The 18,932-nt window shown below is 68.9% G+C and carries 19 protein-coding genes; 7 read left to right on the forward strand and 12 right to left on the reverse strand.

All coding sequences use genetic code 11. The features are described 5' to 3' along the window. Positions 1 to 62 precede the first annotated feature (62 nt). Together ABZX61_RS50900 and ABZX61_RS50905 are read right to left on the reverse strand one after the other, a co-directional pair. A complete protein-coding gene (locus tag ABZX61_RS50900) occupies positions 63 to 2,819 on the reverse strand; it encodes a glycoside hydrolase family 95-like protein (RefSeq protein WP_355206568.1) in 2,757 nt (918 codons plus the stop codon). 310 nt (positions 2,820 to 3,129) lie between these two features. After that, positions 3,130 to 3,870 carry a polysaccharide lyase gene (locus ABZX61_RS50905; protein WP_355206570.1) on the reverse strand — a complete coding sequence of 247 codons (741 nt, stop codon included), beginning with the start codon at positions 3,868 to 3,870 and terminating at the stop codon, positions 3,130 to 3,132. 353 nt (positions 3,871 to 4,223) lie between these two features. Here ABZX61_RS50905 and ABZX61_RS50910 point away from each other — a divergent pair, with 353 nt between their 5' ends. Both ABZX61_RS50910 and ABZX61_RS50915 read left to right on the forward strand, forming a co-directional pair. Next, positions 4,224 to 4,529, forward strand: coding sequence for a hypothetical protein (locus ABZX61_RS50910; RefSeq protein WP_355206978.1), 306 nt, complete (start codon positions 4,224 to 4,226; stop codon positions 4,527 to 4,529). Continuing rightward, a complete protein-coding gene (locus ABZX61_RS50915) occupies positions 4,505 to 4,921 on the forward strand; it encodes a PIN domain-containing protein (RefSeq protein ID WP_355206573.1) in 417 nt (138 codons plus the stop codon). The genes ABZX61_RS50910 and ABZX61_RS50915 overlap by 25 nt, the downstream gene beginning before the upstream one ends. Positions 4,922 to 4,937: 16 nt before the next feature. Here ABZX61_RS50915 and ABZX61_RS50920 read toward each other — a convergent pair whose 3' ends face one another. Further along, a complete protein-coding gene (locus tag ABZX61_RS50920; RefSeq protein ID WP_355206576.1) occupies positions 4,938 to 5,297 on the reverse strand; it encodes a nuclear transport factor 2 family protein in 360 nt (119 codons plus the stop codon). Continuing rightward, the gene (locus tag ABZX61_RS50925; RefSeq protein ID WP_355206579.1) at positions 5,294 to 6,052 is read right to left on the reverse strand and encodes a MerR family transcriptional regulator; all 759 of its coding nucleotides are present in this window, start codon (positions 6,050 to 6,052) and stop codon (positions 5,294 to 5,296) included. The genes ABZX61_RS50920 and ABZX61_RS50925 overlap by 4 nt, the downstream gene beginning before the upstream one ends. A gap of 61 nt (positions 6,053 to 6,113) precedes the next feature. On the opposite strand from ABZX61_RS50925, the gene ABZX61_RS50930 reads away from it, so the two are divergent. After that, the gene (locus tag ABZX61_RS50930) at positions 6,114 to 6,818 is read left to right on the forward strand and encodes a hypothetical protein (RefSeq protein ID WP_355206582.1); all 705 of its coding nucleotides are present in this window, start codon (positions 6,114 to 6,116) and stop codon (positions 6,816 to 6,818) included. Between the two features lie 21 nt (positions 6,819 to 6,839). On the opposite strand, the gene ABZX61_RS50935 is transcribed toward ABZX61_RS50930, so the two are convergent. Together ABZX61_RS50935 and ABZX61_RS50940 are read right to left on the reverse strand one after the other, a co-directional pair. Next, complete coding sequence (locus ABZX61_RS50935; RefSeq protein ID WP_355206585.1) at positions 6,840 to 8,117, reverse strand: MFS transporter; 1,278 nt, start codon at positions 8,115 to 8,117, stop codon at positions 6,840 to 6,842. Next, entirely contained in the window at positions 8,117 to 8,290 is a 174-nt protein-coding gene (locus ABZX61_RS50940; RefSeq protein ID WP_355206588.1) for a hypothetical protein, read from the reverse strand. Before ABZX61_RS50940 ends, ABZX61_RS50935 begins: the two co-directional genes overlap by 1 nt. 105 nt (positions 8,291 to 8,395) lie before the next feature. Between ABZX61_RS50940 and ABZX61_RS50945 the strand changes: the two genes are divergently transcribed. Continuing rightward, entirely contained in the window at positions 8,396 to 8,947 is a 552-nt protein-coding gene (locus ABZX61_RS50945) for an XRE family transcriptional regulator (protein WP_355206589.1), read from the forward strand. A gap of 17 nt (positions 8,948 to 8,964) precedes the next feature. On the opposite strand, the gene ABZX61_RS50950 is transcribed toward ABZX61_RS50945, so the two are convergent. Further along, positions 8,965 to 9,954: a DUF5937 family protein gene (locus ABZX61_RS50950; protein WP_355206592.1), complete on the reverse strand. Its 990-nt coding sequence runs from the start codon at positions 9,952 to 9,954 to the stop codon at positions 8,965 to 8,967. A gap of 92 nt (positions 9,955 to 10,046) precedes the next feature. Between ABZX61_RS50950 and ABZX61_RS50955 the strand changes: the two genes are divergently transcribed. Then, the gene (locus tag ABZX61_RS50955) at positions 10,047 to 10,895 is read left to right on the forward strand and encodes an isocitrate lyase/phosphoenolpyruvate mutase family protein (protein WP_355206595.1); all 849 of its coding nucleotides are present in this window, start codon (positions 10,047 to 10,049) and stop codon (positions 10,893 to 10,895) included. 6 nt (positions 10,896 to 10,901) lie between these two features. Here ABZX61_RS50955 and ABZX61_RS50960 read toward each other — a convergent pair whose 3' ends face one another. Together ABZX61_RS50960 and uppS are read right to left on the reverse strand one after the other, a co-directional pair. Then, positions 10,902 to 12,305 (reverse strand): oxygenase MpaB family protein, encoded by a 1,404-nt coding sequence (locus tag ABZX61_RS50960; RefSeq protein ID WP_355206598.1) that lies wholly within the window; start codon positions 12,303 to 12,305, stop codon positions 10,902 to 10,904. Next, positions 12,302 to 13,060, reverse strand: coding sequence for a polyprenyl diphosphate synthase (gene uppS, locus ABZX61_RS50965; RefSeq protein WP_355206601.1), 759 nt, complete (start codon positions 13,058 to 13,060; stop codon positions 12,302 to 12,304). The genes ABZX61_RS50960 and uppS overlap by 4 nt, the downstream gene beginning before the upstream one ends. Before the next feature lie 251 nt (positions 13,061 to 13,311). Here uppS and ABZX61_RS50970 point away from each other — a divergent pair, with 251 nt between their 5' ends. Continuing rightward, positions 13,312 to 14,556, forward strand: a complete 1,245-nt coding sequence (locus ABZX61_RS50970; protein ID WP_355206604.1) for a cytochrome P450 — start codon at positions 13,312 to 13,314, stop codon at positions 14,554 to 14,556. Here the strand turns inward: ABZX61_RS50970 and ABZX61_RS50975 are convergent. Then, on the reverse strand, positions 14,486 to 17,329 hold the full coding sequence (locus tag ABZX61_RS50975) for a BTAD domain-containing putative transcriptional regulator (RefSeq protein WP_355206607.1): 2,844 nt from the start codon (positions 17,327 to 17,329) through the stop codon (positions 14,486 to 14,488). The two genes, ABZX61_RS50970 and ABZX61_RS50975, sit on opposite strands and share 71 nt — an antisense overlap. 84 nt (positions 17,330 to 17,413) lie before the next feature. Continuing rightward, positions 17,414 to 17,569 carry a hypothetical protein gene (locus tag ABZX61_RS50980; protein ID WP_355206610.1) on the reverse strand — a complete coding sequence of 52 codons (156 nt, stop codon included), beginning with the start codon at positions 17,567 to 17,569 and terminating at the stop codon, positions 17,414 to 17,416. Between the two features lie 316 nt (positions 17,570 to 17,885). On the opposite strand from ABZX61_RS50980, the gene ABZX61_RS50985 reads away from it, so the two are divergent. After that, entirely contained in the window at positions 17,886 to 18,305 is a 420-nt protein-coding gene (locus tag ABZX61_RS50985) for a VOC family protein (RefSeq protein ID WP_355206613.1), read from the forward strand. Here the strand turns inward: ABZX61_RS50985 and ABZX61_RS50990 are convergent. Further along, a complete protein-coding gene (locus ABZX61_RS50990; RefSeq protein WP_355206616.1) occupies positions 18,296 to 18,919 on the reverse strand; it encodes a TetR/AcrR family transcriptional regulator in 624 nt (207 codons plus the stop codon). The genes ABZX61_RS50985 and ABZX61_RS50990 overlap by 10 nt on opposite strands. Between the last annotated feature and the right edge of the window lie 13 nt (positions 18,920 to 18,932).

Genomic DNA, 18,932 nt, shown 5'->3' on the forward strand with positions numbered 1-18,932 from the left:
GGGCCCACCAGCCGGCGCACGCCTGGCTCGACCTGTTGTTCGGCGAACGAGTGGGGTGATCATCAGTTGGTGATCAGGTCGAAGGATTCCCAGGGGCCGATGGCGTCGCGGTTGGCGATGAGCGCCGAGGCTCCGGCGTTGTCGGCGCACACGTATTTGCCGTTGGCCTGGGCTTTGAGGCTGATCGTGCCGTCGGGGTTGTTGATCTGCTGGAAGGTCTCCCAGGGGCCGATGGCGTCCCGGTTGGCGATGAGCGGTTGCGCCCCGGCGCTTTCGGCGGTGACGTATTTGCCGTTGGCCCGTGCCTTGAGGGCGATGTTGCCGTTGCCGAGGTCGGTGCGGTCGAACTGTTCCCAGCCGCCGACGGTCGTGCGGTTGGCGATCAAGGGCTGGGCTCCGGCGTTCTCCGCGGTCACGTACATGTTGTTGGCGCGCGAGCGCAGGCTGATCGTGCCGGACGGCGCTGAGCCGGTCGGGAGGCCCAGGGTGGAGGCGGTGCCGCTCAGGGACTTCACGCCCTGGTTGGCGGCGCCGGTGATCCGGGTGGTGGCGTACGAGCTGAGCGGCTTGGCAGTGCGCTCCACCACGTAGACGGACCCGGCGGCGGTGGCGAAGCCGATCTCCGCGCTCGAGCTCGTCGTGATGGTCGCGTTGTCGGAGGTACGGCGGACGCGGACCTGCTGGGTGCCCCACGGGTTGACCACGGTCGCCTGCTTGCCGTACACGCTCTTCATGCCGACGTACTTGATCTCGCCGGCCTCCCGCTCGGAGCTGATCAGGAAACCGTCCTTGGCCAGCAGGGTGAACCTGCCGGCGAACGAGGAGTCGGCCGGAACGGCGGGGAACACCCGGATCTTGCCGTTGTAGCTCTGCATGAGCGACTCGTTGAGGGCCGTGAGGTGCACGCCGAGGTACTCGAAGACGCCGTTGGTGTTGTTCGTCATGCCGTTCGGGTAGTTCTGGTACTTCTGCAGCATGGTCTTCATGCCGTTGTACGCCTGGTCGCCGAGGCCCAGCCGGGCGGCCTGCACGGCGTCGTTGGACCACACGTTGCCGTAGGGGAAGGGCCGCTGGTTCCAGGTGTTGACCGCGGTCTGGTGGTCGGGGAAGCCGATCCCCGTCATGTCGTACGGCCAGATCAGCTCGGCGGAGACGTTCTCGTTGTTCCTGGTCTGCGAGATCGGCGGCTGGTGCGGTTGGTAGGCGCCGTTCGAGACCACGTAGGGCACCAGGTGGTCCAACACGTTCTGCCACGTGGACCGCAGCCCCGCGTCCACCCCGAGCTGCTCGCTGACCTGGATCGTCAGGGGGAAGATGCTGCGCACGGCGGCCAGGTCGGTGATCGCGTTGCGGACGTTCCAGTACGTCTCGTGCGAGTTGGAGTTGGCCATGTAGTACGTGTTCGTGGCCGTGTCGTGGGAGAGCATGGCCGAGTAGAACTTCGCCGTCTCGCGCATGAACGGGTAGGCCACGTCGCGCAGGTAGTTCGCGTCGTTGGTGTACCGGTACCGCAGGTACATGCTGTAGGCGGCCTCGTAGCCGGTCGACAGGATGTTCTTGGTGTAGTCGCTGTTGATCGTGCCGCGCGCGTTGCCGTCCCAGCCCATGGTCTCCGGCACCCACAGGCCGTCCACGTTGTACCGCGTCTGGGTGTACGACTTCAGGGCGTTGTAGTTCCTGGCGTACAGGTTGTTGTGCCTGTCGATGAGGTCGGGATGGTTGGAGGCGAGGAAGGACAGGTAGACGTCGCGTTGGTTCCAGTACCAGTACGCGTTGCTCCACTTCGTGTTGTCCTGGGTCGCCCTGAAGACGCCGTTGATGAAGTGGGACGGGTAGTTGCCGTAGCCGCCCGCGGCGATCATGTACGTGGACAGGTAATAGACGTTCTCCATGTAGTCCGCGTCGCCGGACAGGCCGGAATACTGGACGAACGACTTGGCCCAGAAGGAGTGCCACCAGTTGCGGTAGTTGGTGACCGTGGTCGCGTACCCGGTGGACTTCACGGCGGCGAGCTGGTTGCGGGCCTGCGCCACCGAGTCGCGGTTGGGGGCGTTGACCCGGCCGGCCGCGGTGAACCAGATGGTGTAGCTGGAGGTGGGCGTGATGGTGAGCCGTACCGTGCGGGAGTCGACGACCTGGGTGGAGTAGCTCGCGCCCTCGACCGTGGCGGCCAGCGTGTAGCCGAACCCGTTGGCGTCGCTCTGTCCCCGGCTCAGGCCGGCCGCGTTCGCGTCGGCGAAGGTGGAGACGGTCTTCCAGGTGTTCAGGTCGGGCACGTCGCCGCTGTTCGGGAGGTTCGCCGTGTCCCACATGCTCAGGTTCAGGGCCACGTTGGAGACACCGGTGCGGCTGTCGTCCACGTGGATGCCCATCACCTCGGAGTTCGGCGACCCCATGACGGTGACGGTGCGGTTCGAGTCGTACTTGGTGGTGAGGGTGCCGTCGTACAGGGACAGCCGTTGCTGGAAGGTTGTGTATCCGGTGTCCATGCCCGGGCTGGTGGCCAGGTTGACCAGCCCCGCCGCGAACGCGGACTGCTGGGACAGGTCCACGCCCGAGGTCTGCATGGTCAGTCCGTTCTGACTCCAGACCATCGCTCCGGTACGGCCGTTGCCCACGGTCATGCCGTACAGCGGGTTGGTGTTGGGCCTGTTGTAGACGATGTCGTGCTTGGACAGGTAGCCCGCGTAGTCGACGTCCAGCGTTCCCGCGGACTGGTCGAACGCGGCGTCGGTCGGCGAGGCCAGCGCGGGCGTCCCGGACAGCAACGCGCCGAGGAGCGCCACCAGGGGGAGGGAGCGTAACAACCTCTTCACCATGCTCACCTTTGGGGGGTAGGAAGTGGCATGTCACGCGCAGTTAACATTGGGTGTTTCTTATCGTCAAGAGGCGATTAATAGATAAGAAACCTACAAAATCCATCAATATTCACCACGTATGCCCTGCTAGCAGCGCATGTTTGCATACGGGCTCGGGATATGTCCTGAAATATGCGACACATGGTGACGCTTATTGGTCGGAGGTCTGATTCGGCGCCGATGGGCCGCGACATCGTCGACGCCAACGCCCGGGGGTCGGTCGTGCTCAGCTCCTGGCCCCCGGGGCCGGGCATGGCGAGGCGTCGATGTGTCACCAGTTGGCGGGCTCTGCCAAGGAGTAGGAGGAGGCGATCCTGGCGTGGTCGTGGTAGATCGACAGTACGCGCGGGCCGGCGGGGGTCCCGTTCCGCCAAGCGGTGCAGTAGATGCCTGACGACCAGCGGATCGTCTGCGATGTCTTGGGCAGCACGGTGACGCCGGTCCTGCTCCACACCTTCCGCCCGTTGACCCAGACCTCGAAGGCTCCCGCGGTGCTGTGGAACTTCAGGCGGGTGACGATCCTGATCCACGTGCCACGAAGGTTTGTGATCTTGTCGAGTGTGGCCGCGAAGCCGCCCGAGCCGCCGATCCGGAGTTCGTCGTTCTGGACGAACATCAGCTCCCAGGGCCCTTCCGGGTCCTCTGGCGACCACTGCTGGAAGGTGACGTTCTGGTTGTGGAACTGCCAGTTCGGCGGCAGGTAGATGGCCTGTCCGTAGTAGCGGTCCTGGCCCACGGTCTGGGTCCGGTTCTGGATGGTCTCAGAGTGGTACCCGCCGCCTTCGTCGAGGTACGTCTGCTGCGCCTCGATGGCGGTGGTCCCCTTGTACACAGGGCTGCTGACCGTACGGATCACGCCTTGCTTCTGGGGCTCTTGTGGGTAGTTGCTCCAGCCGGTCAGCGTTCCGGTGTCCTGGAAGAACACTTCGGCGGCGGTCGCCGAGCCTGCCGGAGCCACGGCGGGGACCGCGCACAAGGCAACGATGATGACGGTGATCATTCGTCGGCGCATGTGATCCTCTTCTGTGAGGGTTGCTGAGAGGCGAGTATCACACGCGTGAATTTATTAGTAAAGGTACTTAAATATTTGCCTTGCCTGCGGGGCGGCGAGCTCCGTCGGCAGGACGTCGCAAGTGGCAGCTCGCCGGACGGTCCGACGCGTGGCCTGGCTGAGAGGAGGGAGCGCGGTCCACAAGCCGCCGGCTGCCGAGTGGGAGATCCGCTTCGGTGCCGGCGGGGCACAGGCGTCGCTCGCCCCGTTGGGCTGACGTCCGGCGACGCGTAGACATACGTAGGGACCGGTCCTCGCGCGCAGAGCATGGACCGGCATTTTGCTACTTCGAGTAGTAAACTGAGCTCGTGAGCATGCCAGAGCGAGACTTCGCCCCGGGCGACGGGCCGGCCGCCAAGGTCAGTGTGTCTCTGAGAGCGGGCAACATTAGCGCCGTCCGAGAGCGAGTCGGGGCCCGCGGGTTCTCCGCCTACGTCGATGCCGCTGTGGAGCGCCAGATCGAGCGGGATCTCTTGGAGGAGGCCCTGCAGGCTAACGAGGCCGCTTCCGGGCCGATCCCACAGGCATTGCGTGATGAGGCGGCGGAGTTGTTCCGTCACGTCAAGTCGGCTCCTGAACTCCAGGAGGAGGACGGATGGCGCGCGCACGAAGCAGGTTGAGCGCGGGCACTGTCGTTCTCGACTGCGAGGGGCTCGTGAAGTGGTGCGAGGCTGATCAGCGGGTGACAGCGTTCGTACGGGAGGCGCAGGACAACGACTTTCGGGTCGTGGTCAGCGCCATGACACCGATTGAGGCGCAAGACGTCCGCGTCAAAAGCGATCGTCTCAGGTGGTATCTGTCCCGCCTGAAGATCGAGCCGGTGACCGAGAACATCTCGTCGCGAGCGATCGAGCTTCTTCGGGAGGCCCACCTGCACGGTCACAAGTACGCCATCGACGCTGTGGTCGCGGCCACCGCATTGCGCTCGGTGCGCCCTGCCATCGTTCTGACGTCTGACGCGGACGACATGAGCAAACTGTGCGGGAAAGCAGGGCAGGTGGTCCCCGTCTAAGACTGCGCGCCGCACCCTACATGGGTGTCTGGTGGAGGAGGACGACGCGCCAGCCCTCGGAGGTACGGCGGTAGACCGTCGACGCATGCCATGAGGACGTCTCATCGCCGATGGTGCTCGTCAGTTTGTAGGCCACCACGGCTCCTGCGTCGCCGAGCGGCTTGACCACGACATCGTGTGCTCGGTTGTGCCGTTCCGGATTGCCGCTTCCCTTGACGTACATGTCGAGAACCTGCTGCCTGGACACGATTCCGTAATGTCCCATGGCGACGAAGTCGTCGGTGCAGTACTCCTCGAAAAATGTCTCGTCGTAGGCAGCGTCAGCGTCCAGCATCCGCTGCTCGAGTTCTACCAGGGTCTTCTCGGTGCCGCTCATCCAGCCAACTCCTTTTCGCGAGATGTGCGGCCCATGCTGTCAGCCGTACCTGACGTCCTCTGACAGGTACAGCCGCAGCCACCGGCTGCACCGGCTCCGTCGATGAGGTGCTCCTCCACGGTGGGACCGGTGACCTCCAGGCGGTGGCGGCGCAGCCAGCCGAAGAGGTCCTGCCCGGCGCGGACCACCCCTGCCGAGGGCGGAACGACGGCTCGTACGACGGTGCGGGCAGGCAGGAAGAGCTGCTCGCCGGCGCCGTCGGTGGTCACCGCGGCGGCGAACGCGCCCGTCGGCTCCCCGCGAAGCCAGGTCAGCAGGGCCGCCGGTGGCGCCGGGCAGACGGCGGCCAGTTCGGCGGGATGGTCGAGGCGCATGCGGTGGACGCGGAGTCGGCGCGAGTCCACCGCGGTCTGCTGAGGCAGGATCGACATCGGCACGGCGAGGTGGTCCTCGGCGTGAGCCGCGGTCGCGGCCAGCGTGGCGATGTCACGCCTGATGTTCGCCACGATCTCGGTCAGCGCCTGCCGCACCTGTGCCTCGGGAGCGTCCAGCAGATCGGCGATCTGGCGCAGCGGCAGGCCGAGGCGCTGCAGTCCGCGGATGCGTTCGAGCCGGGACAGCTCGGCCACGCCGTACCAGCGGTAGCCGGTGGTGCGGTCGACCGCGGCGGGAAGCAGCAGCCCGATCTTGTCGTAGTGGCGCAGGGTCCGTTCGGATACGCCGGCCATGCGCGCCAGTTGCCCGATCCGCCACATGGCGTCCCCTCTCCTGGCATGTTGACTTTGTCCCTGCGTCAGGGTTCTACCGTCACGGTCCATGACCGATCCGAACCCTCGGCGCCGGCTCACCGGTGTGCTGCTGTTGACCTCGCTGACAGCCATGATCGCCGGTACGGCCATCGTGGTGCCATCGGGGTTGACCCTGAGTCCGTCCGACCCCGGCGCCGCGCTGGACGCCGTACGCGAGCAGGTCGGGCTGCACCTGACCGAGCTGGCCTTCGACGTGCTGGGCTGGCTGGCACTGACCGCGGCCGGGCTGGTGATGGCTGCTCGCCCGGCCGAGACGTCAAGACCGTATCCGGTGACGCTCGCCGGTGGCCTGCTGGCCGGCGCCGGGCTGGCCGGCCTGCTTCATGACGCCGGAAACCTGGCACTGACCCAGCTGGCCGTCCGCCCGACCGCCCCGGCGGCCACCACAGTGGCCTTGGCCATCCTGCTCACCGCCAAATGGGCGGTCAATCTGGCCGGGCTGCTGTGGGTCGCCGCCACCGTCGCCGGCGCAGTGGGCATCCCGATGCCCGCCGGGCTTCGTGTCACCGGCCTGATCGCCGCACTCAGCGGCCTGGCCGCGGTCGTGCTTCCGTGGACGACCGGGACCGACGGCCCCACGGGGGCGCTGGAACAGCTCGGGTATGCGCTCCACCTGCCCGTCATGATCTGGTACGGGGTCCTGGCGCTCGGCATCCTCTTCCTCCGGCCCGCGGAAAGGGCCCCGGTCCAAGGGCATGGTGCTGTGCGGTAGTCGCCTCACGAGCGGCTGCGGTCAATGCCCGCCGCAAGCCGGCCCCTCGTCGTGAGCCGAACGGATGGCGGCGGACCTTGGGTCCGCCACCGCGCGTTGCGTCGAGCGGGCCTGCCGCGTCCGGTCCAGGAGGATGAACGGTACGGCGGTTGCGGCGAGGCCGGCCCCGATCAGGCAGACCGAGGTGAGTGCGGCCCCTCGTGTGAGTGAGGCGGCCGCGAACACGGGGGTGATGCTGATGCCGAGCTGGAATGCCGACACGGTGGTGGCGCCGGCGAGGGTCGGCGCGCCGGCTGCGATGGCGAAGACGCGTCCGTAGACGGCGGGGTTCAGCACGAACGCGGCGACGCCGATCAGGAAGACCGTGGGCACCACCGCCCAGACCTGCTGGATCACGACAGCCATCACGACCGACAGGATCACGATCGCGGCTGCTCCGGTGAGGAGCGCGAGGTGGGGGCGCCGATCGGAGACCCGGCCGCCGATGGACAGGCCGACGAAGGCGCCGACCCCGAAGAGCGCGAGGATCGCCGGGATCCAGACCTCGGGGACGGCGGTGATCTCGGCGAGCATGGCGCTCAGGTAGTTGAACGTGATCATGTACCCCGCGGTGGTCAGGATCGTGATCGCGTACATGCTCCAGAGCATCGGTTTCCGCATCGTGGTGAGCTCTCGCGAGATGCTGGGCCGGCGGGTGTAAGGGGCGGTGGCGGGGAGTCCGAGGATGCAGCCGATGATCCCGGCGGCCGTCAGGGCGACGACGGCCCAGAAGCCGCCGCGCCATTGGACGAAGTGGCTGAGCAGCGTGCCTGCGGGACCGCCGACGACCATTGCCGCGCTGAGCCCGCTGACCACGACTCCGGAGGCGCGGGCGTTCCGGCCCGGTGTCACCAGGCTGATCGCGGTCACCGACGCGACGGCGAAGAAGCCCGCGTAGGCGATCCCCGAAACCACCCTCGTCAGCAGCAGGACCTGGTAGTCGCCCAGCAGCCCGACGACGACGCCGGCTGCGAAGAGGCCCTGGGTTGCCACCAACGCGGTACGGCGAGGCCAATGCAGACTCAGCATGGCGAACGGTGGCCCGCCGATCACGACACCCAGCGCGAACGCAGTGATCAGGAATCCGGCCGAAGAGAGTGTGACGTCCAGATCGGCGGCCACGGCAGGCAGTACGCCGGCCAACAGGAACTCAGCGCTTCCCATCGCGAACAGGCTGAAAGCGAGCAGGTACACGCCGGCGGGCAACCTGTCGGAGAGAGCGTTCCGGGACGTCTCCGCGGACGCGGTGATGCCGCCCATCAGATCGCACCCACGGCAGCGGACAGCTCTCGTTCCAGCAGCCAGGAGGTCATGCCGATGGCGGCGGTGACGACCTGCGCCCGTCGGTTGGCCACGTTCCCGGCCGACAGCCCGGCGGCGCTGCCGCCGATGACGATCGCGTCCCATGGCCTCGAATCCGTTGTCGCGTTCATGCGAAGAGGATCGGAAGGCCGACCCGGAATCGACAAACTTCGTTGCCGATTCCGGGACACATTGATTGACTGCGTCCCGTGGAACAGCAACCGAGCGTCAGCGGGGTGATCGAGCAGATCGCCCCTCGGCTGCGACGTGCCCGCGAGAAGAAGGGCGTCAGCCTGGCCGACCTCGCTCGCGCCACCGGCATCTCGACCAGCACGTTGTCCCGGCTCGAATCAGCTCAGCGCAAACCGAGCCTTGAGCTGCTCCTTCCGATCACCGCGGCGCTGGGCATCCCCCTCGACGAGATCGTCGCCGCACCCCGGATTCTCGATCCGCGCGTGCCGCAGCGGCTCACCGGGAAAGACGGCCGGGTGCTGATCCCGTTGTCGCGGCATCAGGGCGAACCACGCGCGTACAAGATGACCATTCCGGCGCACGACGAACAGCCCCACCTGCGGACCCACGCAGGCTACGAATGGCTCTACGTGCTGCGCGGACGGCTTCGCGTGAGACTGGCTGACCACGACTTCGTCATGGGAGCGGGCGAAGCGGCCGAGTTCGACTGTCAGATTCCGCACTGGTTCGGCGCTGCCGGGCGTGGCAGCGTCGAAATGCTCAGCCTCTTCGGGAAGCAAGGCGAACGCATCCACCTCCGCACGACACAGCGCTGACGCGGGAGCGCGAAGTTTCACGCCTGCGGCGTGAGCAGGGCGTCGGCGAGGCCGGTGCGGGCGTAGAGGACCGAACGGCCCGCTCGGTGGGTGCTGGTCAGGCCGGCGGCCCGCAGGGCGGTGAGGTGCTGGGAGACGCCCGCCGCGGAAAGGCCCGACCGTTGGGCGAGTTCGGTGGTCGAGGCGGGGGTGTCCAGTTCGGCCAGGATCAACGCCCGGGACCGGCCGATCACGGCGGCGAGGGCTTCCACGTGCGTATGTGTCCGGCGCTCCCACAACAGGCCGATCCCGCGCGCCGGGTAGGCCAGCTGCGGTGGTTCGGGCGCGACGGAGCGGGTCAGCACCCGCGGCCAGGCGAAGACCGACGGCACCAGGAGCAGCCCGGCTCCGGTCTCGATCCTGGTGATGGCGCAGTGCCGCTCTACCAGGTGGAGGCTGCCGCCGGCCCAACGCACCGTGTGGTGCAGCTCGTCCAGCGCCTGGGCCGTACCCTGCTCGGCCACCTGGCGCCCCCGGTGGAAGATGTCCGCCTCCAGGACCGAGCGGATCCTGGCCCAGTAGGGCGCTATCGCCAGCCCCCAGTAGACCTCGATCTCCGCCACGATCCGGGGCAGGCAGCTCTGCGGGGTGCGGTGAAGGCTCCGCAGCCGGGAGGGCAGAGCGCCGTCGCGCTCTGCGGCCAGGCGATCGACGTCCTGCCGTACCTGCTCGGGGTCGGTGGCCTCGATGGCGGCCAACTCGTCGGCCAGGCCGGGAGAGGGGGTCGTCGGCGCCGGGTTGAGGAAGTCGGGGAGGTGGCCGCTGGGCGGGATCATGTCGGCCAGCCAGCCGCGATCGAGGCCCGCTGCCGCGAGCCGGGGGCGTACCTGGTCGGCCCAGTTGCGGTGCGGGCGCGGCACGACCGCGGCGGCCAGCGCTCTGACGCTGGTGACGACTTCCCACATGGGCGAGACGGCGAATCGGGTCTCGGCCAGATCGTTCACCGAGAAGGCGAGCCGCGCCTTCATATCGCCTCCATGATTCGGTCTCAGCTTAATCAGTGGATCCTCGACCCTCTGCCCAGCAGTATCCCGGAAGCAGGACAACCCGAAAGGCAGTCATGTACATCTCCTCCTCCGTCGATGCCGCGACTCAGCGGAAGGCGCGGCTGTTCCGCGCCCTGAGCGCCGAGCCCGTGCTGGTGCTGCCCAACGCCTGGGACGCCGCCAGCGCGGCCGTCATCGCCGCGGCCGGCGCCACGGCGATCGCCACGACCAGCGGTGGCGTCTCGTGGTCGCTGGGCCGCGGGGACGGGCAGCGGCTCGGCCGGGGCGAGATGGTGGAGGCCGCGCGGCGCATCGTGGACTCCGTCGACGTGCCGGTGACGGTCGACGTGGAGGGAGGGTACGGGCCGGATCCGGCGGATGTCGCCGCGACCGTGCGGGCGATGGCCGAGGCCGGGGCGGTGGGCGTCAATCTGGAGGACTCCACGGCCGTCGGCGGTCCTCTGTTCGACGTGGCCGAGCAGAGCGCCAGGCTGCGCGCCGCCAGGGAGGCCGCGGCCGCCGCGGCCCTGCCGGAACTGTTCGTCAACGCCCGTACCGACGTCTTCCTGTTCGGGATCGGTGCCCCGGACGGGCGGCTGGGCGAGGTGCTGGAGCGGACGGAGGCCTACGCGGAGGCGGGAGCCGACGGCATCTTCGTTCCGGGCCTGCTCGACCTGGACGCGCTGAACACCCTCTGCGCGGCATCGCCGCTGCCGGTCAACGCGATGGCCGTCGCGGGTGGACCGAGTGTGACCGAGCTCGCGCAGGCCGGGGTGCGCAGGGTCAGCCTGGGCACCGGGTTGGCCCAGGCCGCGTACGCCGCGACCCGGCGAGCCGCCGCGGAGCTGCTCGGCACGGGAGGTCTCACGGCGCTGGACGGCTCGCTGGACTTCAGCGAACTCGACGTCCTGTTCCGCCGTTGATCGAAGCTAGGACAGGAGGGAGTCGTACGCGACCGAGTGCCGCTGCCCCGACATGAAGGACAGGAACTGCCTGACGAAGGCGCCGCGCGAGTAGGCGTCGGCTCCGCCGGTCAGATCGCGGTGGAAGGCCGTGCGGAACAGGCTCTGGAACTCCTGCGCGTCGATCGCCTGGTCGTCGTCGCCGTCGGTGACGTCGAACAGCACGTCGGCGACCTTGATCAGCCCTGAGCCGGGCAGCGAGACGGCCGAGGCGGCGTATTCCTGTCGTGTGACGCGCCCGTCGCCGTCGGTGTCGAGATTGGTCTGCAACTCCCGCCACCAGGTGGCGTAGGCGTTGTAGAGCCGCTCCTCGTCCTGTTCGTCCAGGTCGAGCCGGGTGGCGAGCTCTCTTGCCATGGCCGCCAGGTCGGGCCAGGTGAGGTAGCCGTCGCCCGTCTGGTCCAGGACCTCGGTGAAGAACCGGTCGGCCGAGCGGGTGGTCGGGTTGACGTCGTCGGGAGCCGGGGTGATGAGTCTGACCATGGCCGCGGCCTGGCCCGCCTTGCGGAGTACGGTCTGCCATGGCCCGGAACCACCGTCGTGGCTGGGATCCAGCAGGCTCACGAGCGAGTTGACGTCCACCCAGCCGTCCGGGAGCACGCGGGTGGCGAATCCGGCGGTGAGGTACGCCCCGTGCATGAGCGTCCGCGCCCCCGGGAGGTCGGGCAGGGCGACCCGCCGGCAGAAGGGCTCCGGCAGCGACGCGATGGTGATCGCGGCGGCTACCGGGCCCGCCACGGTCCGGCCCGCGGCCCACACCGCGGGATGGTTGCGCAGCAGGGGCGGTGCGGGCACGTTGGCGAAGAGCCGGTAGAGGATGACGCGCACGGCCTCGGTGCTCTCCAGGCGGTGGTCGATCATGTCGTCGTAGTAGGACCAGAACTCCCGCACCGTCGCGGGGAGCCGGTCGCTGTCGCCCTCGATCAGGGCCAGGAACGCACGGAACTCGGCATAGAGCTGTTCGAGCGCGGGTCTGTCGAGCGACTCGCCGCTCAGCCGGTACATCGTCACCGTCGATTCGAACAGGGTCGCCACCACCCAGGCGCGGGCTTCGGCGTCCTTTCCGTCGTAGGGACGGCCTTGCGGGTCGGTGCCCGACATGCGGGCGTGCAGGCGGTTGAGGCGGGTCGCCTCCCGGGTGCGAACGTGCTCGTCGGGGTCGAGCACGCGCTGCATGCTCACCAAGGTGTTGCGCAGCCGCCGCCACGGATGCGCCACGAACGTCGAGTTTTCGATCAACGCGGCGCCGATCTGCGGGTGCGCGGCCTCCAGAACCGTGGCGCGGGTCACCGCGAGGCCCCACCGCGTGTCGTTGACGAGGCGGCGCAGCATCGAGTCCGGCCCGAAGGCGTCAGCGGTGCTCTGGCTCATCGAGGTTCCTCTCCCGTGGCGGCGGTCGACTGACGGACATCGCCGAACCGGCGCTGGCGCGACCGGTAGGCGTCAAGGCATTCCCAGAGGTGGGTCGCGCGGAAGTCCGGCCACAGCACCTGCGGGAAGACCCACTCGGCGTAGGCCACTTGCCAGAGCATGAAGTTGGAGATGCGTTGCTCTCCGGAGGTGCGGATGACCAGGTCCACATCCGGCGTGTCGGAGTAGGGGAGATGCCGGGCGAAGGTGGCCTCGGTGACCTGCTCGGCCGGCACGTCGGCGCGGATCAGCGAGCGGGCGGCCTCCACGATGTCGCGGCGCCCCCCGTGATCGAAGGCGACCGTCAGCGTCATCTGCCTGTTGTCGCTGGTGAGCGTCATCAGGTCGGTGATGTCCCGGACCAGGGCCGGTGGGATCCGCGGATCGGACATGCCGAGGAACCTGCACCGGACGCCCCGCGCGTGCAACGCCGGTGCGTGCTTGCGGACGGCCCGGCGCACGAGCCTCATCAGGATGTCGACCTCGCCCGCCGGCCTCCGCCAGTTTTCGGTGGAGAAGGCGTACAGGCTCAACCACCTGATGCCGGCCGAACGCGCCTCCTCGATGATGTCCATGACGGCGGCCTCCGCCGCCTCGTGACCCGCGGTGCGCGGCAGCGATCGCTGCGCGGCCCACCGCCCGTTTCCGTCCATCACGCAAGCCACGTGACACGGCAATTCGCTGACGACTCCCATAGCTGAACGTAACTCTACCATTACCTATGGTGACGGCGACGGGCAGGCGGGTTTCATGCGGAGATCATGCGCCCCGTGATCGATCGTGGTCAGTGACGTCAGTCGCGCTACGGAGGTTACGCATGAAGCACATCCGACACGCAACCGTCCGCCTCGTGGGCCGGGTCCGCATGGGAGGCATGTACACCTACTGGAACTTCTGGAACTAAGAGGGCCGACGAGTGACGCACGCACCTGGTTCGGAGCGGCCCCCCGGGCCCCGAGGGCACTGGTTGTTCGGCAACACCGAGGAGTACGACCGGGACAGGAACGGTTTCCTGGAACGGTGTCACCGTGAATACGGGGACGTCTTCTCGTTCGACGCCCGCACCATCGTGGTGTCCTCACCGGATCAGGTGCATGCGTTGCTCACCAGGACCAACCGAGACTTCCTGGCCGAGAATTCGCCGCTGGCGGGAAACACGGACACCGAGCGGATGGCGGCCGACGCCGAGCTGTGGACGACGACCCGCCGCGCCGGCTGGCAGGGGCTGCACAGGAGGGTCGCGCAGGCGCACGCCGAACGCCTGCGGGAGATCTTCCTCAAGACCGTCGGTGACGGGGACATCGACGTGCTCGCCACGATGGCCGACTTCTTCGGCCGGGCGACCGCCGACTTCTGCCTGAGCGCGGACGCGGAAGGCGTGCCGGAGACACTGGCCGAGAGCGTCGCGGCCATCGACCCCCTGTCGCGTGACTCGCTGCAGCTCCCGCCGTGGTGGCCGTCGCGCAAGGTGCGGCGCTTCGCCCGCTCCCGCAAGCGGCTCCTGGCGCTCATGACCGACATCGTGCGCCGCCGCCGTCAAGCCGGCGACCCCACCGTCCAGGATCTCCTCGGCGTGCTGCTCGCCCCGGGCGACCAGCAGCTGTCCGACCTGCAGATCGAGCGGTTCCTGCGCGGGATCATGCTGGCCGCCCTGGGCGTCCCGGCCGCCGCGCTCACCTGGATCGTGTACGAGCTCAGCACGCGGCCGGACGTGCTGGCCCGGCTGGAGGCCGAGGCGGCGTCGGCCGGCGAGGTCCCGGTCATGGGGGACCTGCCGTACACCGAGGCGTTCGTCAAGGAGGTGCTCAGGCTGTGGCCGCCGACCTGGCTGATCGGCAGGACCGTACGTCACGACACCGAGCTCGACGGGTGGCGTCTCAAGACGGGGGATCAGGTGCTGTTCAGCCTGTATCGGCTGCATCGCGATCCGCGCTGGTGGTCCGACCCCGACCAGCTGGTGCCGGAACGGTGGCTGGAGCCCCGTGCCGCGCCCGTCAGGCACACCTACCTGCCGTTCGGCGCCGGGCCGAGGGTGTGCGTGGGGACCCAGCTCGGCATGATGCAGCTGACGCTGGCGACGGCCTGGCTGGTCAGCGACATGAACCTGGCGCGGACGCAGGAGACGGCGATGGTGCCCGACTTCAGCGGTCTGCTGGTGCCGCGTGACCTGAAGGTCCGGCTGGAGCGGAAGGCGGTGCGGCAAGGCGCCTGATCTTCTCCTGGACGTTCCCGGCTTCGACCGCGCGGTGCTGCTTGTGGTAGAGATCGAGCGCTCGCCGCCAGGCGTCGCGGGCGGCGGCGGGCCGGCCCGTTTCGTGGTGGACGTCGCCGATGCGGACGAGGGTGTCGGCGCGCTGGTAGGCGTTGCCGAGTTCCTCGCGTAGTTCGAGGCATCGGCCGTAATAATCGAGCGCCTGGTCATGTTGTCCCGCCCAGTGGGCGATGTAGCCGAGGCTGTCGAGGGTGGCGGATTCGCCGTTCAGGTCCTCGTGCTTCTGGAACAGCTCCAGAGCCTGCTCGCAGTACGACCGCGCCTGCGGGTAGTGGCCGAGCTTGGCGTGGCACCAGCCGGCGGCGCTGAGCGCGTTGGCCTCCCAGAGGGGGTCTCGGAGCTCGCGCTGGAGGCGCAGGGCGTTCTCGATGGCCGGGAGCGCGCGCTCGGGTGCGCCCCGCTCCAGCCAGGCGAACCCGAGGGTGTGGCTGGTGTGCGCCTGCCCGGCGAGGTCCTCCTCCTGCTCGAACAGCTCGAACGCGAGCAGCAGGTGCTCCAGGCCGTCGTCGGCCCGGGAGTCCTGAGCGTAGGCGTACCCCAGATACCAATGGGAGAAGGCCCGGGGGCCCGGCCGGCCCAGCCGCTCGGCGGCGGCCAGGGCCGTCTCCCAGGACCGGGTGCGCAGCTCGTGCTGGCACCGCTTGTGGTACGTGTCCATCGCCCACGCCAGCCGCCAGACGGCCGCGTCCAGGCCCAGCCTCTCGGCGTGCCGCTGAACGGCGATGAGGCTGGACTGCTCGTCCTCGAACCACGCCCAGGCCGACGCGGCGTCCTCGAACTCCTCCCGCACGGCCTCGCCGGAGATCCGCGCGGCGAAGGGACGGTTGGGGTTCAGCAGCCGGTCGCCGGCGCACGCGGTGAGCACGTAGGCGTCGACCAGGCGGGTCAGCGCCTCCGCCCGCTCGTGATCGGGCAGATCGGACTGCGCGCGTTCGGCGGAGTAGAGGCGGACCAGGTCATGCGTGCGATACCGCCCGGGACGGTGCTGCTGGATCAGGTTGGCGGCTTCGAGGTGCCGCAGCGACACCCTGGTCCGGGAGGCGGGCAGGCCGGCGAGCGCGGCGGCCGACCGCAGGCTGATGTCCGGCCACGGCGCCAGACCCAGCAGCGCGAACAGCCGGGCGGTGCCGGGGCGGAGGGCCTCGTACGAGGACTTGAACGCGGCCCGCAGGTCCGCGTTCAAGTCGCCGGTCTGCAGGGCGTCGAGGCGGGTGGCGGGGCTGCTCAGCTCCTCGGCGAGGACGGACAGGGGGAAGCCGGGGTGCATGGCCGCGCGCGCGGAGAGCACGCTGATCGCGAGAGGGAGGCCGCCGCTGTGCTCCACGAGGGCGGCCGCGCTGTCGGGATCCGCGCCGATCCTCGATTCGCCCAGGTGGTGGCCGAGCAGGCGGCGCGTCTCGGCGGGCGTGAGGGCGTCCAGCCCGATCAGGCTCGCGCCACGGGTGGCGTTCAGGCCCGGGAGGCGGTTGCGGCTGGTGATCACGACGACGCAGCCGGGACTGCCGGGCAGCAGCGGCTCGACCTGCGCCACGTCGCGGGCGTTGTCGAGGACGACGAGCAGGCGGCGGTCGGCGACCAGCGACCGGTAGAACCCGGCCTGGGCCTCCTCACCGGCCGGGATGGCCGCCGCCGGGACACCGAGAGAGCCGAGGAAATGGCGCAGCGCCACATGGGCCGGCAGGGGGTCGCTGCCCGGGTCGAACCCGTGGAGGTTGACGTAGAGCTGGCCGTCGGGGAAGAGGTCGCTGTTGTCGTGCGCCCAGTGCAGGGCCAGCGAGGTCTTCCCCATCCCCCCGGTGGCGCTGATGGCGGCGATGGCCACGCTGTTCCTGGTCCGGTCGCGGGCGAGGCGGTCCAGCTCGGCGCGTTCGCGTTCGCGGCCGACGAAGTGCGGTGGCGGAGCGGGCAACTGCCGGGGGATCGGCGAGAGCACCGGACGTGGCTGGGGTTCCGGCGTGCTGTCGGAGGTGAGGATCCGCTGGTGAAGCTGTTGCAGCTCGCGTTCGGGCTCCAGCCCCAGCTCCTCGCTGATCCGTTCGCGCAGTCTCCGGTAGACCGCCAGGGCGTCGGCGCGCCGGCCGCTGCGGTGCAGCGCGAGCATGAGCTGACCGTGCGCCGACTCGCGCAGGGGATGGTCCGCGACGACCGCGGTGAGCTCGGTGACGGCTTCGGCGTGCCTGCCCGTCGCGAGCATGGCCGAGCCCCGCTCCTCCACCGCTTCCAGCCGCAGCCCCTCGAGCCTGGCCACTTCCGCCGGGACGAAGGAGCCGTCGATCCCCACCAGCGGCGCCCCGTGCCAGAGGCCCAGCGCCTCGTCGTAGCGGGTCACCGCGGTCTCCGGGTCACCCGCGGTCGCCGCCTTGCGGGCCCGCGCCACACCGTCGAGGAACCTGGCCAGATCGAGCTGGTCGGATGCCAGCCGCACGACGTACCCGGGCCGCTGTGTACGGATCAGCTCGTCCCCCGCGGCGGCGCACGTCTTCCTGAGGTCGGAGATCAGCATCCTGACGCGGGAGGAAGGGGAATTCGGCAGCGGCTCGCCCCACAGCGACTCCGCCAGCCGCTGGACGGACACCACGCGGTTGGCGCTCAGCAGCAGGATCGTCAGCAACGCCCCCTGCTTGCCGGTCAGGACGACGTGTCCGGTATCGGTCTGGAGCTCCACCGGGCCGAGAAGGCGGAACCTGGCCCGCGTCAGACCTTCAGAACTCACCGGCGACCTCCAGCGGAACCAGCTCCCCGACGTGAGGATAGTCGAGGCTTGATCACCGTCCCTTGATGATCGGCCGGCCTGGCGTCATGGCAGGGAGGCGCGGGCCTCCATGAGGGAGAGCCGGTCGCCTCGCCGGCCGTGCTTCCGATCGCTCGCCCTGACCTCCCCTGAGCCATGCAGGTTCCAGGTGAAATCGGGCTTGCCGTCGCCGGTCCAGCCGTCCTGGGCGCTGCTGGTCACGTAGCTCGTCGTGCAGGTGTCCGAGCCATCGAATTCCTGACACTCGTTTTCGCGTGCCTGATCAGGCTGCCGGACGGGTGCGTGGGCGTCGTTGGCCCCGCGGCCACACTTCTGCGCGGAGCAGCCACACCGGATTCGCATTTCTCAATTGGCGCGGTGCGGTCGCCGCCGGACCTGCCATGTTTACTTCGCTGTCATCCGGATCTTTCATTATGAAATGAGTACGGCGCAGGCCGGTGTCGGCCGCTGAATCACCGTCCAACCATGGAACCGCAGGTGGACAGGGGGATTCGGCGCGGCAGAAGCGGAGGTATGCATGGACGTGCGGCTGGACCATCTCGTCTGCTGGGTCTCCGACCAGCTCGATTCCCTGCATTTCTACGAGCAGGTTATCGGCCTGCCGGGGGTGCGGGCCGAGGCGTTTCGCGAGGGAAAGACGGCGTTTCCGAGTGTACGGATCTCGACCGAGACCATCCTCGACCTGATGGCGTATGACGCCTCCATGGGAGTGGACGAGGGCACCGGGGTCAAGGGCAGCGCCGGGCATCCGATCAATCACTTCTGCCTGGCCGTCGGAAAGGAGGATTTCGACGAGCTGCAGGTCAGGCTGAAGCGGCACGGGGTCGAGATCACGGGCTCCGGCGTCAACTCCTTCGGCGCCCAGGGCATCGCCCCCGAGACGATGTTCTTCCCCGACCCCGACGGCAACGTGCTGGAGGTGCGCTACTACGAGTGACGGCGCAGCTTGGCCCGGGCGGCGCGGCGTACGACAGGGCCCATGTCCTCCAGGGCCGTCACCAGGCCCGCCAGGCTCTCCAGGGCGTCGAACGCCTGGTTCGCGCCGTCCGGGTCCACTCCCTCGTAGAGCTCCAGGCCCACGAACGCCGCCGCCGTGGCCTTGGCCAGGCCCGCCACGTCCACGAACTCCGCCAGCGGCGACTTGGCCAGCACCCTCCCCAGGGCCTGCTCGACCTCCTCGATCCACAGGTTGAGGCCGGTGGTGGTGGCCGGTGCGAGTTTGGGATCGGTCTGGCCGCCCGCGAGGACCTGCGCGAGGGCGGCGACGGTGCCTTCCGCCCGTTCCTCCGCGTGCAGCGCGCGGCCGAGGTCGAGGAGCTCGCGGAGGGTGGTGACGGCGGCGAAGCGGGCGCGGTAGAGGGCGATGCGCTGCTGGGAGCCGTGCTCGACGGCGGCCGCGAGGAGCTGGTCGACACTGCCGAAGTGGTAGAAGACGAGGGCCTGGTTGACGCCCGCCGCCGCGGCGATCGTCCGGGCGGAGACGCCGGCGATGCCGTGCTCCTTGAGCGTCTCCAGCGCGGCATCGAGCAGTTTGGTACGTGTGTCGGCCATCGGCATCACGTTA

This window comes from Nonomuraea sp. NPDC003709, assembly GCF_040610775.1.
Taxonomy (GTDB): Bacteria; Actinomycetota; Actinomycetes; order Streptosporangiales; family Streptosporangiaceae; genus Nonomuraea; species Nonomuraea angiospora_A.

Coding starts and splice junctions, on each gene's coding strand:
- ABZX61_RS50910 (WP_355206978.1), top strand. CDS start 4,224: ATGCCAGAGCGAGACTTCGCCCCGGGCGACGGGCCGGCCGCCAAGGTC.
- ABZX61_RS50915 (WP_355206573.1), top strand. CDS start 4,505: ATGGCGCGCGCACGAAGCAGGTTGAGCGCGGGCACTGTCGTTCTCGAC.
- ABZX61_RS50985 (WP_355206613.1), top strand. CDS start 17,886: ATGGACGTGCGGCTGGACCATCTCGTCTGCTGGGTCTCCGACCAGCTC.
- ABZX61_RS50900 (WP_355206568.1), bottom strand. CDS start 2,819: ATGGTGAAGAGGTTGTTACGCTCCCTCCCCCTGGTGGCGCTCCTCGGC.
- uppS (WP_355206601.1), bottom strand. CDS start 13,060: ATGGTAGAGTTACGTTCAGCTATGGGAGTCGTCAGCGAATTGCCGTGT.
- ABZX61_RS50905 (WP_355206570.1), bottom strand. CDS start 3,870: ATGCGCCGACGAATGATCACCGTCATCATCGTTGCCTTGTGCGCGGTC.
- ABZX61_RS50960 (WP_355206598.1), bottom strand. CDS start 12,305: ATGAGCCAGAGCACCGCTGACGCCTTCGGGCCGGACTCGATGCTGCGC.
- ABZX61_RS50920 (WP_355206576.1), bottom strand. CDS start 5,297: ATGAGCGGCACCGAGAAGACCCTGGTAGAACTCGAGCAGCGGATGCTG.
- ABZX61_RS50990 (WP_355206616.1), bottom strand. CDS start 18,919: ATGGCCGACACACGTACCAAACTGCTCGATGCCGCGCTGGAGACGCTC.
- ABZX61_RS50940 (WP_355206588.1), bottom strand. CDS start 8,290: ATGAACGCGACAACGGATTCGAGGCCATGGGACGCGATCGTCATCGGC.
- ABZX61_RS50930 (WP_355206582.1), top strand. CDS start 6,114: ATGACCGATCCGAACCCTCGGCGCCGGCTCACCGGTGTGCTGCTGTTG.
- ABZX61_RS50955 (WP_355206595.1), top strand. CDS start 10,047: ATGTACATCTCCTCCTCCGTCGATGCCGCGACTCAGCGGAAGGCGCGG.
- ABZX61_RS50935 (WP_355206585.1), bottom strand. CDS start 8,117: ATGGGCGGCATCACCGCGTCCGCGGAGACGTCCCGGAACGCTCTCTCC.
- ABZX61_RS50950 (WP_355206592.1), bottom strand. CDS start 9,954: ATGAAGGCGCGGCTCGCCTTCTCGGTGAACGATCTGGCCGAGACCCGA.
- ABZX61_RS50925 (WP_355206579.1), bottom strand. CDS start 6,052: ATGTGGCGGATCGGGCAACTGGCGCGCATGGCCGGCGTATCCGAACGG.